This window comes from Dactylosporangium siamense (assembly GCF_016862795.1).
GTDB classification, from domain to species: Bacteria; Actinomycetota; Actinomycetes; order Mycobacteriales; family Micromonosporaceae; genus Dactylosporangium; species Dactylosporangium siamense.
In genome coordinates, this window is sequence record NZ_BONQ01000108.1 from 85,577 (window position 1) to 100,246 (window position 14,670).

Sequence of the window (14,670 nt, forward strand, 5' to 3'; positions counted from 1 at the left end):
TCCATCGCCATACTGTGGCTCCCCCGAACGGCGTTAAGGGATCTGTGCCACTGCGCTCACATCAGTTCACCCGGTCTTCTCGAAGTGCTGGTAGTCCACGCCGGTGCGCCACGAACCGCCCCAGGTGAAGCCCTCGGCCTTGAACGCGGTCACGACCGCGTCGCCGGCGACGATCATCCCCGGTCTGACGGTGCGCCGGTCCAGGTAGTCCTTGCCGGCCGGCGGCATGATCTGCTTGCCCGGCAGGTAGGGGTTCTCCACCGTGTTGATGTCGATCGCCCGGCCGTAGGCGTGGTTGGACCAGTGCTTGGTGTTCGGCACGTTGCGGCAGTTGAAGGCCGAGGTGTTGTCGGCCGCCATCGACGCGTCGTCGCTGCCGTCGTAGGCCTCGATGGCCTGCATGCCGCGGATCGGGAAGCGGGCCGCGTAGAGCTTCGCGAAGACCCGCACGGTCGCGTCGGCGATCGCCCGGTGCACGACGAGCTCGCCGACCTTCGCGGTGCCGTCGAAGTCGACATAGGACAGCCGCAGCAGGCGCAGGTCGTCCAGGCCGACCGGGCACCCCGGCCGCCACGACACGCCGGTCATGCGCTGCCGGGCCGCGGCGGGCAACGCCTCGACCGTGCCCACGAAGGCACCCGCCGAGGCCGGCGGTGAGGACGACGGGGACGGCTGCACCGCCACGGTCGGTGACGGTGCCGAGCCGCTCGCCGCGGTGCCTCCGGTCCCCCCACCGCAGCCCGCCAGCACGAGCAGGACCAGCGTCAATGCCGGAACACGGCGGGTGCGGCTGCGGATCGGCATGGGCTCGATACTATGTGTCGTGCCGGTTGACCAGCGCAGACGACGCGCCCCACAGGCCCTGTTCGCCATCGCCACGCTGGTGACCGTGCTGACGGCGTGTAGCGGGAAGCCGTCCGGCTCCGCGCAGCCTGTCTCGACGCCGTCGGCCACCGGCAGCGGCGAGCCGTCGCCGCCGCCCTCCCCCGAGGTGTCGCCGTCGGCGGAGCCGTCACCGTCCGCATCCGCGTCGAAGAAGCCGTCGGTGTCGCCGTCGGCGTCGAAGACCGCGGCCGCCGCCGTGGTGGCCAACGACGCCTCCCGGCTCAAGACCCTGCCGGCCGGCACCACCCAGGTCGTCATCGTGCAGGCGGCGAGCGCGTCGGCGACCACGACGAGCCTGCGCGCCTACGCGAAGACGGGCGGGGTCTGGCAGCCGGCCCTGTCGGCGATGACCGCCCGGATCGGTGGCAACGGTTTCAGCGGCGACAAGCACGAGGGCGACAAGACGACCCCGACCGGCGTCTACGCCTTCGACGCGACCATGTACGGCATCGGCGCCAACCCCGGTGTCCGGTACACCTACCACCGGATCGTGCAGGACGACTGGTGGGACGAGAACAGCTCCTCGCCCGGCTACAACACGTTCCACCACGGCGCGAACCCGGGCGGGCCGAGCGAGCCGCTGTGGCAGATCAGCCCGCAGTACACGTACTTCGCGGTGATCCGGTACAACATGCCGGCCACGCCGGGCCGCGGGTCGGGCATCTTCCTGCACCAGGCCACCGGCAACGCCACGCTCGGCTGCGTGAGCCTGCCGCAGGCCGACCTGGTGGCGCTGCTGCGCTGGCTGAACCCGGCCGCCAACCCGAGGATCGTGCTGTCCCCGACGTCGCAGCTATCGCGCTACTGACCCCGCGGTTCAGACGACGTGGACGGTGGCGCAGGCGGGGCAGGTGAAGACGTGCAGGTCGCCGTCGAGGCGCAGGCCGGTCGGGCGCTCGTAGGCGTCGCCGTGCGGGGCGGACCAGTCCAGGTCCTGCTCCTCCAGGGGGATCCAGTGGTACGAGACTGCGTCGTACTCGCACTCGGCGACGACCAGCAGCAGGTCGGCCGGGGTGCCGCAGCGGGGGCACGGGATCTCGCCGGCGCGGCGGGGGTAGCCGCCGACCTTCCAGCCCGGGGCGACGAACCCGGCCGCCACGCCCGGCGGCATGCGGTCGCGGACGGGCGCGGGCAGCGCGTCGGCGCACGGGTGGTCGGTGATCCGCTCCGGGTGCAGGACGCAGGGCGTGGGGACCCAGCCGGCCCGCTCGATGTCGCCCTGCGGCGGGTCGGTGAGCAGGTCGGGCGGCAGGTCCGCGGCGCGACGGCGGAACACCTGCACGGCGGGACCGCGACGCTCGCGGAGGTGCTCGACCGGGCACCACAGCACCTGCAGCAGGTCGGACTCGTGTCCACCGGGGCCGGTGCGCGGCAGGTCGGGCACGTCCGAGGCCCACAGCTGCGCCAGCGGCACCAGTGGGTTGGCGGTGGCGTGGCGGCGGCCGTCGCGCAGTTCGCGGGTGCACACCGGCCACGGCTCGTCGGCCGGCCAGGCGAGGGGCCCGCCGGCGTGGCTGTCGCCGACGCCCGGCGTGCCGCGCCGTGGGTGCAGCCGGGTCGCGGTCCTGCCGAGCGCGGTGAGCTCCGGGAACTCGGCGAGGATCTCCGGCGCGAACGGCGGAGTGATCATGAACCCGAGAATAGCCATGGCGAAAGTTGCAAAGGGGAAAGATCACGCAGGTTTCTCGTTCTCCGCAACCAGCCAGCAACCGAACCACGCGATGATCATGGCGCCGGAGGCGGTTGCGGGCGCGTTGCGCAATTGTTACCGGCAACAACAATTTCGAAAACGCGGTGGCCTTGTGCCCACCGGCCGCAGGGGAATACGTTGCCGGGCACAACAATCACCGTCGTCCCCACACCCCCGACGGTGGAATCCCCCGCCCCGAACCCCCCGCGCGCCGTGAGGCGCAGATTTTGAAAGGACCCATGCAAATGCGCAAAGGGATCCTCTCCCTGATGGCGGTAGGCGTCCTCGCCACCGGCGGGCTCACCGCCTGCGGCGACGACAAGGCCGACGACCCGGGCAGCAGCGGCAACGCCAAGAAGGCAAAGATCGGCGTCATCCTGCCCGACAGCAAGTCCTCAGCCCGCTGGGAGACGGCGGACCGCAAGTACCTCGAGCAGGCGTTCAAGACCGCCGGCGTCGACTACGAGATCCAGAACGCGCAGAACGACAAGGCCGCCTTCCAGACCATCGCCGAGCAGATGATCACGGGCGGCGTCAACGTCCTCATGATCGTCAACCTCGACTCCGGCACCGGCAAGGCCGTGCTGGACAAGGCCAAGGCCGCCGGCGTCGCGACCATCGACTACGACCGGCTGACCCTCGGCGGCTCGGCGGCGTACTACGTCAGCTTCGACAACGTCGCGGTCGGCAAGCTGCAGGGCGAGGGCCTGGTCAAGTGCCTCACCGACGCCAAGGTCACCAAGCCGGTCATCGCTGAGCTCAACGGCTCGCAGACCGACAACAACGCGACCCTGTTCAAGCAGGGCTACGACGGGGTGCTCAAGGCCAAGTACGACAGCAACGAATACGTCAAGGGCCCGGACCAGTGGGTCGCCGAGTGGGACAACACCACCGCCGGCACCACCTTCGAGCAGATGCTGACCTCGACCCCGACGATCGCGGGCGTCCTGGCCGCCAACGACGGTCTCGGCAACGCCGCGATCAACGTGCTCAAGAAGCAGAAGCTCAACGGCAGGGTCCCGGTGACGGGTCAGGACGCGACCGTCCAGGGCCTGCAGAACATCCTCAACGGTGACCAGTGCATGACCGTCTACAAGGCCGTCAAGCAGGAGGCCGACGCGGCCGCCAAGCTCGCCATCGGCCTGGCCAAGGGTGAGAAGGGCGCCACCTCCCAGAAGGTGACCGACCCCGAGGGCAAGCGCGAGGTTGACGCGGTGCTGCTGACCCCGAAGTCGATCACCAAGGACAACGTGAAGGACGTCATCGACGACGGCTATGTCACGGTCGCCGAACTGTGCACCGGCGACTTCGCCGCCAAGTGCGCGGCGGCGGGCATCAAGTAAGAAACAGCCAATGAACGCGCCCGGTGCCCGCGGTTCCCCCCGCCGCGGGCACCGGGCCGTGGCTGTGATCGAACGCCACCCGTCGGACATGCAAGAAGGAGCATCGTGACCGACACACCTCTGCTGGAGGTCCGTGGGCTCAACAAGAGCTTCGGGCCGGTCCAGGTCCTGCGTGACGTGGACTTCTCCGCGTACGCCGGCCAGGTCACCGCGCTCGTCGGCGACAACGGCGCCGGCAAGTCCACCCTGGTCAAATGCCTCGGCGGGATCTACTCGATCGACTCCGGCGAGTACCTGTTCGACGGCAAGCCGGTCAGCGTCCACGGGCCGCGCGACGCCGCCGCGCTCGGGGTCGACATCGTCTACCAGGACCTCGCGCTCTGCGACAACCTCGACATCGTCCAGAACATGTTCCTCGGCCGCGAGATCAAGAGCGGCATCGTCCTGGACGACATCACGATGGAGCAGAAGGCCGCGGAGACCCTCGCCAGCCTGTCGGTGCGCACCGTCCAGTCGGTCCGCCAGCACGTGTCGAGCCTGTCCGGTGGGCAGCGCCAGACGGTGGCGATCGCCAAGGCCGTGCTGTGGAACAACCGCCTGGTCGTGCTCGACGAGCCGACCGCGGCCCTCGGCGTCGCCCAGACCGCCCAGGTCCTCGAGCTGGTCCGCCGCCTCGCCGACAACGGCCTCGCCGTGGTGCTCATCTCGCACAACATGAACGACGTGTTCGCGGTCGCCGACCGGATCGCGGCGCTGTTCCTCGGCCAGATGTGTGCCCAGGTGAGCGCCACCGACGTGACCCACTCGCAGATCGTGGAGCTCATCACCTCCGGTCGCAGCGGCGACCTGGGGTTGCGCCAGAACGGAGCCACAGCATGACCGCGTCCACGGTGGGTCTGGAGAAGAAGGGGCCCTCCGGGGAGCAGGCCACCCTCGGCCGATACGTCACGAACTACGTCGCGAAGGTGCGCGGCGGTGACATGGGCGCGCTGCCCGCCATCCTGGGCCTGATCACGCTCACGATCATCTTCTCCGTCGCCCGGCCGGTGTTCTTCAGCGCGGCCAACTTCGCCAACCTGCTCTCCCAGGGCGCGGCCGTCACGGTCATCGCCATGGGCCTGGTGTTCGTGCTGCTGCTCGGCGAGATCGACCTCTCCGCCGGCTACGCCAGCGGGGTCTGCGCCGCGGTCCTGGCGACGCTGCTGACCACCCACGGCTTCCCCTGGTACGTGGCGATCCTCGGCGCGGTCGTCACCGGCGTCGCGATCGGCGTCGTCATCGGCCTGCTGGTGGCGAAGATCGGCATCCCGTCGTTCGTGGTGACGCTCGCCGCGTTCCTGGCCTTCCAGGGCGCGGTGCTGCTGCTCATCAAGGGCGGCACGATCATCTCCGTCGACGACCCGACGATCAAGAAGATCAACTTCGACGGCCGGTTCACCCCGCTGCAGGGCTGGATCCTGTACGGCGTCACCATCGCCGCCCTGGCCGCGTTGCAGCTGTGGAAGCGCACCAGCCGCTCCCGCCGCGGCCTGGCCGTCGAGCCGGTCTCCGTCGTCGCGCTGCGGGTCGGCTCGATCGCCGCGCTCATGGGCGTCGGCGTCTACGTGCTCAACCTCGAGCGCGGCCGCAACATCCTGTTCTCGCAGAAGGGCGTCCCGATGGTCGTCCTGCTCATCGGCATCCTGCTGGTGATCTGGACGTTCGTGCTGGGCCGCACCGGCTACGGCCGGCACCTCTACGCCGTCGGCGGCAACAAGGAGGCGGCCCGCCGGGCCGGCATCAACGTCGACGCGATCCGCATCTCCGTGTTCGTCATCTGCTCCGGGATGGCGGCGGTCGGCGGCATCATCACCGCGTCGCGGCAGGCCTCCGTCGACCCGAACACCGGCGGCAGCACCGTGCTGCTCTACGCCGTCGGCGCGGCCGTCATCGGCGGCACCAGCCTGTTCGGCGGCAAGGGCCGGGTCCTGGACGCGGTCCTCGGCGGCGCGGTCGTCGCCGTCATCGAAAACGGCATGGGCCTGATGCAGTACAGCGCCGGCCAGAAGTTCATCGTCACCGGCGTGGTCCTCCTCGCCGCCGCCGGCATCGACGCCCTGTCCCGCCGCCGGGCCGCCGCCGCCGGGCTGAGATAGCCGCGCCCTCCCGCCGGTCGGAACAGCTGCCAGAACGGCCCTGTTCCGGCCGTCGGGACGGTCGTACGGTAAGCGCCAGGCACCACCAACGAGAAAGTCGAGCATGCGCGTCGGCCCCAGCCAGGAGGAGATCCGCAGGAGCAACCTCGGTGCTCTCCTGCGTTCCGTGCACCTCCACGGTGCGATGTCCCGCGCCGACCTCACCACCAGCCTGGGGCTCAACCGCAGCACGATCGGCGCGTTGACCGCAGACCTCGCCGCCGCCGGCCTCGTCAGCGAGGGCGTGCCCCGCGAGCAGCGGGGGCGGGCCGGTCGCCCATCCCTTGTCGTGCACCCCGAGTCCGAGCACGTGTACGTCTTCGCGTTCGCCGTGGAGGTCGACCGGATCGTCGCCGCCCGCGTCGGCCTCGGCGGGGTCGTGCTCGACCGGCACGCCGCGGTGCGGGAACGCGGCGACCGCAGCGCCGCGCAGGTGGTCGCGCCGATCGCCGACTTCGTCCGGCAGATGCAGAAGGCGGCCCCGCCCGGCGCCCGGCTCGTCGGCAGCGCCGCGGCGGTCTCCGCCATGGTGCGCCGGGAGGACGGGTTCGTCCGGCTCGGCCCGGAGCTCGGCTGGGTCGACCAGCCCCTCGGCGAGGCCCTCGCCGACGTCATCATCAGCACCGGCGTCGACCTGTTCCCCGCCACCAGGCTGCGGGCGCCGGCCGTGCCGGCGCAGCGGCACGCACCCGACGACGACCTCGTGGACGCGTCCCTCGCCCGCCGCAGCGCCACCGGCGCGACCGGCACCGCAGGCTCCGGCGGCGGGTCCGGCGACGACCTGCTCGACGGCGACGGCGACCTCCCCGAGCCCGGGGAGCCCGGCACCGGCAGTGACGCGACGCGCCCACTGGTGCAGGTGCGCAACAACGCCGACCTCGCCGCGCTCGCCGAACACGCCCGCGGCGCCGCCGTCGGCTGCGACAACGTCGTGTACCTGTACGGCGACGCCGGCGTCGGCGGCGGCATCATCGCCGCCGGCCGCCCCGTCACCGGCCACGGCGGCTACGGCGGCGAGGTCGGCCACATGGTCGTCAACCCCGCCGGCAAGCCGTGCAGCTGCGGCTCCCGCGGCTGCTGGGAGACCGAGATCGGCGAGCACGCCCTGCTCGCCGCCGCCGGCCGCAACCCGTCCTCCGGCCGCGAGGGCATCCTCACCGTCGTGGACGCCGCCGGGCGCGGCGACGCCTCGGCGCAGGCGGCCGTCCGGCAGGTCGGCGACTGGCTGGGCTTCGGCGTGGCGAACCTGGTCAACATCTTCAACCCCGAGATGGTGATCTTCGGCGGCACGCTGCGGGAGGTGTACCTGGCCTCCGCCGCACAGGTGCGCAGCCGCCTCAACCGCAACGCGCTGCCCGCCTGCCGCGAACACGTCCGCCTCCGCACCCCGGTCCTGGGCGAGGACGCCGCCCTGCTCGGCGCCGCGGAGCTCGCCTTCGAGCCGCTGTTCGCCGACCCGCTCGACTTCGCCTGACCCGCACCGCGCCCCCGGCACCCACGGCGGCCGGGCGCTGGTCGTGCACCTGCCAAACATTTCGGCAGGGTGCGGTGAGGTTGCCGGGCAGCCCGACGTCTCAGTTCTCCGCCCTGTCACCCGATCTTGCCGGGCACTGGACGGGAACGGCGACGGGGAGGCGACATGTTGAGCAGGCTGCGGCACGTCGTGGCCCCGACCCGGGGCTACGCGATCCTGTGCGGGGCCGCCGCCGGCAGCACCGCGGTCCTGTTCGTCGCGCTCGTCACCGGCGCCGGCGGGCCGATCGTCGCCCAGAACACGTCAAACGTCGCGCTGTTCGTCGCGGCCCTGGCCGCCGCCTGGGGCTGCTTCGCCAAGGCGCTGCGCCCCGCCGGTCGCCGGGTCCGCTCGTCGTGGACGCTGACGGGGCTGGGCGCGTTCTCCTGGGCCGTCGGGCAGATGTTCTGCATCTGGTACGAGACGATCCTGGGCACCGAGGTGCCGTTCCCCTCCCTCGCCGACGCCGGCTACTTCTGGATGATGCCGTTCACCGCCGCCGGTCTGCTGCTGCTGCCGATGAGCCGGCAGAGCGTCGCGCAGCAGGCCCGCAGCATCCTCGACGGTCTCATGATCGCCGCTTCGCTGCTGCTCATCACCTGGGTGCTGATCCTCGGCCCGCTCGCCCGGCAGGGCGCGGACAGCTTCCTCGCGCTGCTCGTCACGCTCTGGTACCCCGGCGGCGACGTCGTCGTGCTCACCGTCGTGCTGTTCACCCTGGCCCGGCTCCGCAGCGGCGGGCAACGGCCCATGTCGATGCCCCTCGTCGGCACCGGCCTGGCCGCGTTCACCGTGTCCGACAGCGGATACGCGTACCTCACCCTCATCGACAACTACGGCTCCGGAGCGGTGCTCGACCTCGGCTGGTTCGTCGGGTTCGTGCTGATCCTGCTCGCCGCCCGCAAACCCGACGGGCGCCAGAAGGCCGAACGCGTCGACGCGCTGGCCCGCCCCCTCGGCGTCATGCTGCCCTACCTCGCGGTCCTCGGCGCCCTCGTCACCAGCACCTTCGAGGTGCTCCGGCACGGCGCCCACGACCAGGTCGTGTCGTGGACCCGCTCCGCGATCATCCTGCTCATCGTCGGCCGGCAGCTGCTCACGCTGCTGGAGAACCGGAACCTGACCCGCGACCTGGAGGACCGGGTCGAGGCCCGCACCGCCGAGCTGCGCGCCAGCGAGCAGCGGTTCCAGGCCCTCGTGCAGCACAGCTCCGACGTCGTCACCGTCGTGTCCCTCGACGGCGTCGTCACCTACCAGTCCGAGTCGATCTCCCGGGTCTTCGGCTTCGCCCGCGAGCACGTCACCGGGCAGCGCATCCTGGACTTCCTCGGCGACGAGGCCCGCGAACGCCTCGAGGAGGCGTTCGGCGCGGTCGCCGACACCCCGTACGCCAGCCGCGTCGTGGAGATCCCGATGCGGCACGCCGACGGGCACTTCCGCCTGGCCGAGGTCACCGTCACCAACCTGCTCGGCGACCTCAACGTGCAGGGTCTCGTGCTCAACTCCCGCGACATCTCCGAACGCAAGGAGCTGGAGGACCAGCTCGTCCACGAGGCGTTCCACGACGGCCTCACGAAACTCGCCAACCGGGCCCTGTTCAAGGACCGGGTCGAGCTCGCGCTGCGCCGCCGCGGCGACGCCGACATCGCCGTGCTGTTCCTGGACCTCGACGGGTTCAAGGAGGTCAACGACAGCCTCGGGCACGCCGCCGGCGACCAGCTCCTCGTCCAGGTCGCCGACCGGCTCGCCGCCGCGGTGCGCCCCGGCGACACCGTGGCCCGCTTCGGCGGTGACGAGTTCGCGGTCCTCATCGACATCGTCGGTGAGGCCGGGGACGCCGACGAGCTCGCCACCCGGATCATCGACGCCCTGGACCTGCAGTTCGACATCGACAACACCGAGATCCACGTCCAGGGCTCCATCGGCATCGCGCTGACCGGCCCCGACGCCGCCGACGCCGACCAGCTGATGCGCAACGCCGACCTGGCCATGTACCGCGCCAAGGCGGCGGGCGAGGGCACCTTCGCCCGCTACGACCCCACCATGCACTCCGGTCTCGTCGACCGGCTCCAGCTCGCCGCCGACCTGCGCCGCGCCCTGGACAACAAGGACGAGCTCGAGCTGCACTACCAGCCGACGATCGAGCTGCGCTCCGGCACCATCATCGGCTTCGAGGCGCTCGTGCGGTGGCGGCACCCGGTCCGCGGGATGATCTCTCCGGCCGACTTCATCCCGCTCGCCGAGTCCACGGGCCTGATCCGCCCGCTCGGCCAGTGGGTCCTCGCCGAGGCCAGCCGGCAGTGCGTCGAATGGGGCGCCTACGACCCGGACCGGGTCCTGACGATGGCCGTCAACGTGTCCGGCCGCCAGTTCGACCAGCCCGACCTGCCGGCGATCGTCGCCGGGGTCCTCGCCGACACCGGGCTGCCGGCGGAACGGCTGTGCCTGGAGATGACCGAGAGCGTCCTGATGACGGACACCGAGGAGAACCTGGCCGTCCTGCTCAGCCTCAAGGAGATCGGCGTCAAGCTGGCGATCGACGACTTCGGCACCGGGTACTCGTCGCTGGCCTACCTGCGCCGCTTCCCCGTCGACACGCTGAAGATCGACCGGTCGTTCGTGGAACGCATCGGCGGCGCCACGCCCGACGCGGCCCTCGCCCGCACGATCGTGCAGCTGGGGCAGAGCCTCGGGATGGCCACGGTCGCGGAGGGCATCGAGCAGTACGCGCAGTTCCTCGCGCTGCGCCGGATGGGCTGCGACCTCGCCCAGGGCTACTACTTCTCCCGGCCGCTCCCGGCCGAGGAGGCGGGCGCGCTGCTGCGCGACCCGGCCGCCCTGGTCGCCTGAACCGCACCGCCCGCCGCGTCGGTTGCCGTCCGGGTGCGCTCACGGCTGCGCTCGCCCCCGACCCGCAACGCCGTCCTGCCGAAGTTCCGCCGCCGCGTGCCGATCTCGACTCCGACACCGCGAACACGTCCCGGCGAACCACGCCGCACTGCACCACCCGCTCGGAATGTCCGCCGCAGTCGCGACGGACATTCCGGATTTATCACGAGAATGGAGTGCATTACATGACGGCTGCCATCACCGACCAGGCGCGCCTCGACCTCCCCGGCCACTGGCCGGCCGCCCTCGGCCCGCGGGCCCTGGCCGGCTTCGACGTGCCCACGCCGTTTCTGGCAGTCGACCTGAACACCGTCGTCGACCGGTACACCGCCTTCGCCGCCGCGATCCCCGGCGTGTCGACGTTCTACGCGATGAAGTGCAACCCGAGCACCGAGATCCTCGGCACCCTCGCGGCGCTCGGCTCCAGCTTCGAGGTCGCCTCGATCGGCGAGCTGCGCATGCTCCAGGAGATCGGCGTCGACCCCGCCGAGGTCCTGTACAGCAACCCGATCAAGCCGCCCGCCGCGATCGTCGAGGCCCGCAAGGCCGGCCTGTGGCGCTTCAGCTTCGACTCCGAGGGCGAGCTGCACAAGCTCGCCCAGCTCGCGCCCGGCGCCGCCGTGTACATCCGGTTGCGCGTCGACGACTCGACCAGCAGCTTCCCGCTGTCACGCAAGTTCGGCGCCGAGGCGCACGAGGCGCGGGCGCTGCTGCTGCTCGCCCGGGAGCTGGGCCTGCGCCCGTACGGCGTCACCTTCCACGTCGGCTCGCAGTGCGCGACCACGAGCGCGTGGCGCCAGGCGATCGCGGCGGCCGGCCGGCTCATGGCCGCCCTCGCCACCGACGGCGTCCACCTGGAGATGCTCGACCTCGGCGGCGGCTTCCCGGCCCGCTACGTGGAGCGCGTCCCCTCCCTCGCCCAGATCGCCGACGCGATCGTGCCGGCCCTGGACGAGCTGCTGCCCTACCGGCCGCAGGTCCTCGCCGCCGAACCGGGCCGGCACCTGGTCGCGGAGAGCTCCGTCATGGTCTCCTCCGTGCTCGGCCGGGAGGTCCGCGCCGGGGAGAACTGGCTCTACCTCGACATCGGCGCCTACCACGGCATGATGGAGACCCAGCAGACCGTCCAGCAGTGGCGCTTCCCGCTGTGGACGTCGCGCACCGACCACGCGCTGGTGCCGCACCTGCCGTTCACCGTCACCGGCCCCTCCTGCGACAGCTCCGACACGATGTTCTACGGCGTCAACCTGCCCTCGACCATCGACGTCGGCGACAAGCTGTACATCGGCTCGGCCGGCGCGTACACGCTGAGCTACGCCTCGCACTTCAACGGCTTCCCGCCGCCGGAGCCCGTCTTCGTCGGCGGCGTCGCCCCGTCCGCGCTGCCCGTGCACCTTCCCACGGCCCGGGTGGGCGGCGCCTGATGACGACGGCCGTTGCGCCCCCGCGGACGCACCGGCCCGCACGCCCGTCCCGCCATCGCAGTGTGACCCCCGGCGGGCGTCGGCGCGCCGGGCGGTTGCGCGAACTCATGGTGTCCGGGCTGGTCGACTCGTTCGGCCTGTCCCTGGGCTGGACGATCTTCAACCTGGTCGCCGTGGACCGCGGCGGACTCGCCCTCGCCGGCCTGTTCAACGCCGCCATGCTCCTCGGCGTCGTGCTGTCCGCGCCCGTCACCGGCCGGCTGGCCCGGCACCTGCACGGTCGCAAGCTGCTGCTGCTCGCCGGCGGCACCGAGGGCACCCTGCGGGTGGCGACCCTGGCCGCGCTCCTCGCCGGCTACGACGGCAAGCTCATCGCGGCCGGGATCGTGCTCATGCACATCGCCGCCTACGCGGGGTTCGCCGCCATGCGCGCCGAGGTCGCCGCCGTGGACGCCCGCCCGCAGGCCATGACCCGCTACGCGCTGTCCATCGCCGCGGTCGAGGCCGCCGGCGCAGGGGTCGCGGCGTTGCTGCCCCTGCGCGGTGGCTATGTGATCGCCGTTTTCCTGGTGTACGGCCTGAGCCTGGTCCCGACCATCCTGACCGCCCGGCGGGCCAGGGTGCAGGACTCCGGCACCGCTCGTCCTCCCACGCCGGTGACCGGCGGGCAGGTCACCCGGACCGCGCGGCGCGAACACGACCGGGCCCGCACCGGCCGCCCCCGGCTGCCATGGCCCGTCCTCGCCGGCGGCGGCGTCATCACCCTCCTCGCCGCCGGCCCGACCCTGCTGTCCGTCGCCCTCGCCAGCGAGCTGCACGGCCACCACGCGGTGGCGGGCGCGGCGATCGCGTTCAGCGCGGGCTGCCTGCTGTCGTCGTCCGCGGTCTCCCTCGTCGACCGGCTCCGCCTGCCGATCCAGGTGACCTGGCCGCTGTGGGGCGTCGGCATGCTCGTCGGCTGGCTGCTCGCCCCCGCCCACCTCCTCGGCCTGTTCCTCGCCCAGTTCCTGTCCGGCCTGAGCATGACCGCGTTCGAGGGCGGGATGGACGCCCGCATCGCCCGCGACGCGACCCCCGGCACGGTGACCACGGTGCTCGCCTGGAGCGCCTCGACCCGCGCCCTCGGCGGCGCCGTCGCCGTCAAGTTCCTGCCGGTCCTGGTCACTGCCTCAGCGATCGGCCTGACCAGCGGCGTCGCGGCGGCGGCCCTCGGCGCGGCGGTCCTGTCCGCCCTCATCCGGCTACGCCTTCCCCGCCGGACCGCCCGTACCTGAGCCACACCACGCCCCCGGCGACGACACCGAGCGTGCTGGCCGCCGCGAGGGCGCACGCCAGCACCCGCTGGCCGGTCGAGAAGTCGTCGCCGAGGAGCGTGGCGGCGGCCACGACGAGCTGGACGCAGTACGCCACCACACCGAACGTGCCGACGATGACCTCGGCCGCGAACTGCGGATCGAACACCCGGTGCAGGATCAACGGCTGCATGCCCGCCTTGCCGGCCCCGTTCGTCGCGAGATGGGTCCGCCCGTCCTGCACCCTTTCGAAGAGCGCCTGGCGGATCCGGGCGATGTCACGGTCGTACACGTCCAGCACGGCGCCGAACTTCCGCACGCTCGCGAGGATCAGCAGGCTGATCAGCCCGAGCACCGCCGCCATGGCGGTGAGCCCGGTCGCGAGGGCCGGCCAGTCCTGGGCCCGGGCGCTGATCGCCACGAAGAACCCGACGATCGCGACGAGCAGCGTGAAGAAGAAGCCCAGGAACTGGTTGCGTTCCAGCTCGATGTGCCGATAGTGCAGCCAGTGCTGCTGGCCCTCGTACACCAGCGCGTCCGTCAGGAGACGTTCCTTCTCGAAATCACTCAGCCCGGTGCCGGTCAGCGCCGCGCCCCGGCGCCGTTCTGGCTCTGCTCCAGCACCGCCGACTTGGCCCGTGCGTATTCGGCCTCGGTCAGGATGCCACGGCGTTGCAGATCCGCGAGCTTGCCCAGCTCATCGGCGGGGCTCGAGGTGCCGGCGGCGGAGCGCACGTATTCACGGACCTCGGCGTCCTGGGCACGCGCCCGCTCGCGGGCCCGCGCGTTCATCGACGGCCCCCGGGTGATGAGGTAGACCAGCGCGCCCACCCACGGCAACACGATGAGGAACACCGTCCAGCCGGCCTTGCCCCAGCCACTCATCGAGTGGTCGCGGAACACGTCCGTCAGGATGCTGATCATCAACCAGATCCATGCGAAGACCAGCATGAACCACAGCGTCGAGAGAATCACGTCTCCGAACGAAAAGTCTTCCATATCTCCAGCGTCGATCTCCTCCCCCGCCCGTTCATCACCTCACCCGGGTGACCCCCCACCCGCCGCACTTCACACTCCACGTTGTCCACCACGCCTACCGTGCTCCACCTCGGTCATACATCGCCTCGGACGACCAGCCCACGACTTCGATCACCAACCTCGCACCCCCACAGCCCACCGGCGCCACCATCCCCGTGATCAAAGCGAGGTTCCGGCCTCGTCGCCCGCGTGCGCTGAACCGGGGGTGCATCTCCCCGATGATCGAAGTCGCCGTCGGGCCGTCCACGCAGCCAGCACACGACTTCGATCACGGACACCGCGCAGCCCCGCGCCATTCACGGGCCCCGCGCCGCCCCGCGCCATTCACGGGCCCCGCGCCGCCCCGCGCCATTCACGGGCCCCGCGGCGCCGAAAGTGGATCTTCCGGTGATCGAAGTCGCCGGGCGGCTGTCCGCGCGGTT

General features: G+C 71.6%; 12 protein-coding genes and 1 pseudogene. 9 read left to right on the forward strand and 4 right to left on the reverse strand.

Annotation, left to right across the window (positions count from 1 at the left end):
* Positions 1-66: 66 nt before the first annotated feature.
* Complete coding sequence (locus tag Dsi01nite_RS34425) at positions 67-1,092, reverse strand: M15 family metallopeptidase (RefSeq protein WP_203850513.1); 1,026 nt, start codon at positions 1,090-1,092, stop codon at positions 67-69.
* Here Dsi01nite_RS34425 and Dsi01nite_RS34430 point away from each other — a divergent pair.
* A complete protein-coding gene (locus tag Dsi01nite_RS34430) occupies positions 1,046-1,693 on the forward strand; it encodes a L,D-transpeptidase family protein (RefSeq protein WP_203850514.1) in 648 nt (215 codons plus the stop codon). The genes Dsi01nite_RS34425 and Dsi01nite_RS34430 overlap by 47 nt on opposite strands.
* A gap of 9 nt (positions 1,694-1,702) precedes the next feature.
* On the opposite strand, the gene Dsi01nite_RS34435 is transcribed toward Dsi01nite_RS34430, so the two are convergent.
* Positions 1,703-2,515, reverse strand: a complete 813-nt coding sequence (locus Dsi01nite_RS34435; protein ID WP_203850515.1) for a hypothetical protein — start codon at positions 2,513-2,515, stop codon at positions 1,703-1,705.
* Between the two features lie 305 nt (positions 2,516-2,820).
* Between Dsi01nite_RS34435 and Dsi01nite_RS34440 the strand changes: the two genes are divergently transcribed.
* From Dsi01nite_RS34440 to Dsi01nite_RS34470, 8 genes and pseudogenes are all read left to right on the forward strand, one after another.
* The gene (locus Dsi01nite_RS34440) at positions 2,821-3,918 is read left to right on the forward strand and encodes a sugar ABC transporter substrate-binding protein (protein WP_203850516.1); all 1,098 of its coding nucleotides are present in this window, start codon (positions 2,821-2,823) and stop codon (positions 3,916-3,918) included.
* Between the two features lie 105 nt (positions 3,919-4,023).
* The gene (locus tag Dsi01nite_RS34445) at positions 4,024-4,797 is read left to right on the forward strand and encodes an ATP-binding cassette domain-containing protein (protein ID WP_203850517.1); all 774 of its coding nucleotides are present in this window, start codon (positions 4,024-4,026) and stop codon (positions 4,795-4,797) included.
* Positions 4,794-6,053, forward strand: coding sequence for a sugar ABC transporter permease (locus tag Dsi01nite_RS34450; protein WP_203850518.1), 1,260 nt, complete (start codon positions 4,794-4,796; stop codon positions 6,051-6,053). Before Dsi01nite_RS34445 ends, Dsi01nite_RS34450 begins: the two co-directional genes overlap by 4 nt.
* Positions 6,054-6,156: 103 nt before the next feature.
* Positions 6,157-6,351 (forward strand): annotated as a pseudogene (locus Dsi01nite_RS58965) (sugar kinase); the annotation flags it as partial.
* Positions 6,352-6,492: 141 nt separating this feature from the next.
* Complete coding sequence (locus tag Dsi01nite_RS34455) at positions 6,493-7,566, forward strand: ROK family protein (protein WP_373318889.1); 1,074 nt, start codon at positions 6,493-6,495, stop codon at positions 7,564-7,566.
* Positions 7,567-7,731: 165 nt separating this feature from the next.
* Entirely contained in the window at positions 7,732-10,455 is a 2,724-nt protein-coding gene (locus Dsi01nite_RS34460; RefSeq protein ID WP_203850519.1) for a putative bifunctional diguanylate cyclase/phosphodiesterase, read from the forward strand.
* Between the two features lie 224 nt (positions 10,456-10,679).
* Entirely contained in the window at positions 10,680-11,918 is a 1,239-nt protein-coding gene (locus Dsi01nite_RS34465; RefSeq protein WP_203850520.1) for a type III PLP-dependent enzyme, read from the forward strand.
* 62 nt (positions 11,919-11,980) lie between these two features.
* Complete coding sequence (locus Dsi01nite_RS34470) at positions 11,981-13,192, forward strand: MFS transporter (RefSeq protein ID WP_239136381.1); 1,212 nt, start codon at positions 11,981-11,983, stop codon at positions 13,190-13,192.
* Here Dsi01nite_RS34470 and Dsi01nite_RS34475 read toward each other — a convergent pair.
* Together Dsi01nite_RS34475 and Dsi01nite_RS34480 are read right to left on the reverse strand one after the other, a co-directional pair.
* Complete coding sequence (locus Dsi01nite_RS34475) at positions 13,152-13,739, reverse strand: hypothetical protein (protein ID WP_203850521.1); 588 nt, start codon at positions 13,737-13,739, stop codon at positions 13,152-13,154. The two genes, Dsi01nite_RS34470 and Dsi01nite_RS34475, sit on opposite strands and share 41 nt — an antisense overlap.
* Positions 13,740-13,792: 53 nt before the next feature.
* Positions 13,793-14,161, reverse strand: coding sequence for an SHOCT domain-containing protein (locus Dsi01nite_RS34480; RefSeq protein ID WP_203850522.1), 369 nt, complete (start codon positions 14,159-14,161; stop codon positions 13,793-13,795).
* Between the last annotated feature and the right edge of the window lie 509 nt (positions 14,162-14,670).

Excerpts from the sequence above, each read along its gene's own strand:
- Dsi01nite_RS34450 (WP_203850518.1), top strand. The coding sequence starts at position 4,794 with ATGACCGCGTCCACGGTGGGTCTGGAGAAGAAGGGGCCCTCCGGGGAG.
- Dsi01nite_RS34460 (WP_203850519.1), top strand. The coding sequence starts at position 7,732 with ATGTTGAGCAGGCTGCGGCACGTCGTGGCCCCGACCCGGGGCTACGCG.
- Dsi01nite_RS34440 (WP_203850516.1), top strand. The coding sequence starts at position 2,821 with ATGCGCAAAGGGATCCTCTCCCTGATGGCGGTAGGCGTCCTCGCCACC.
- Dsi01nite_RS34480 (WP_203850522.1), bottom strand. The coding sequence starts at position 14,161 with ATGCTGGTCTTCGCATGGATCTGGTTGATGATCAGCATCCTGACGGAC.
- Dsi01nite_RS34435 (WP_203850515.1), bottom strand. The coding sequence starts at position 2,515 with ATGATCACTCCGCCGTTCGCGCCGGAGATCCTCGCCGAGTTCCCGGAG.
- Dsi01nite_RS34465 (WP_203850520.1), top strand. The coding sequence starts at position 10,680 with ATGACGGCTGCCATCACCGACCAGGCGCGCCTCGACCTCCCCGGCCAC.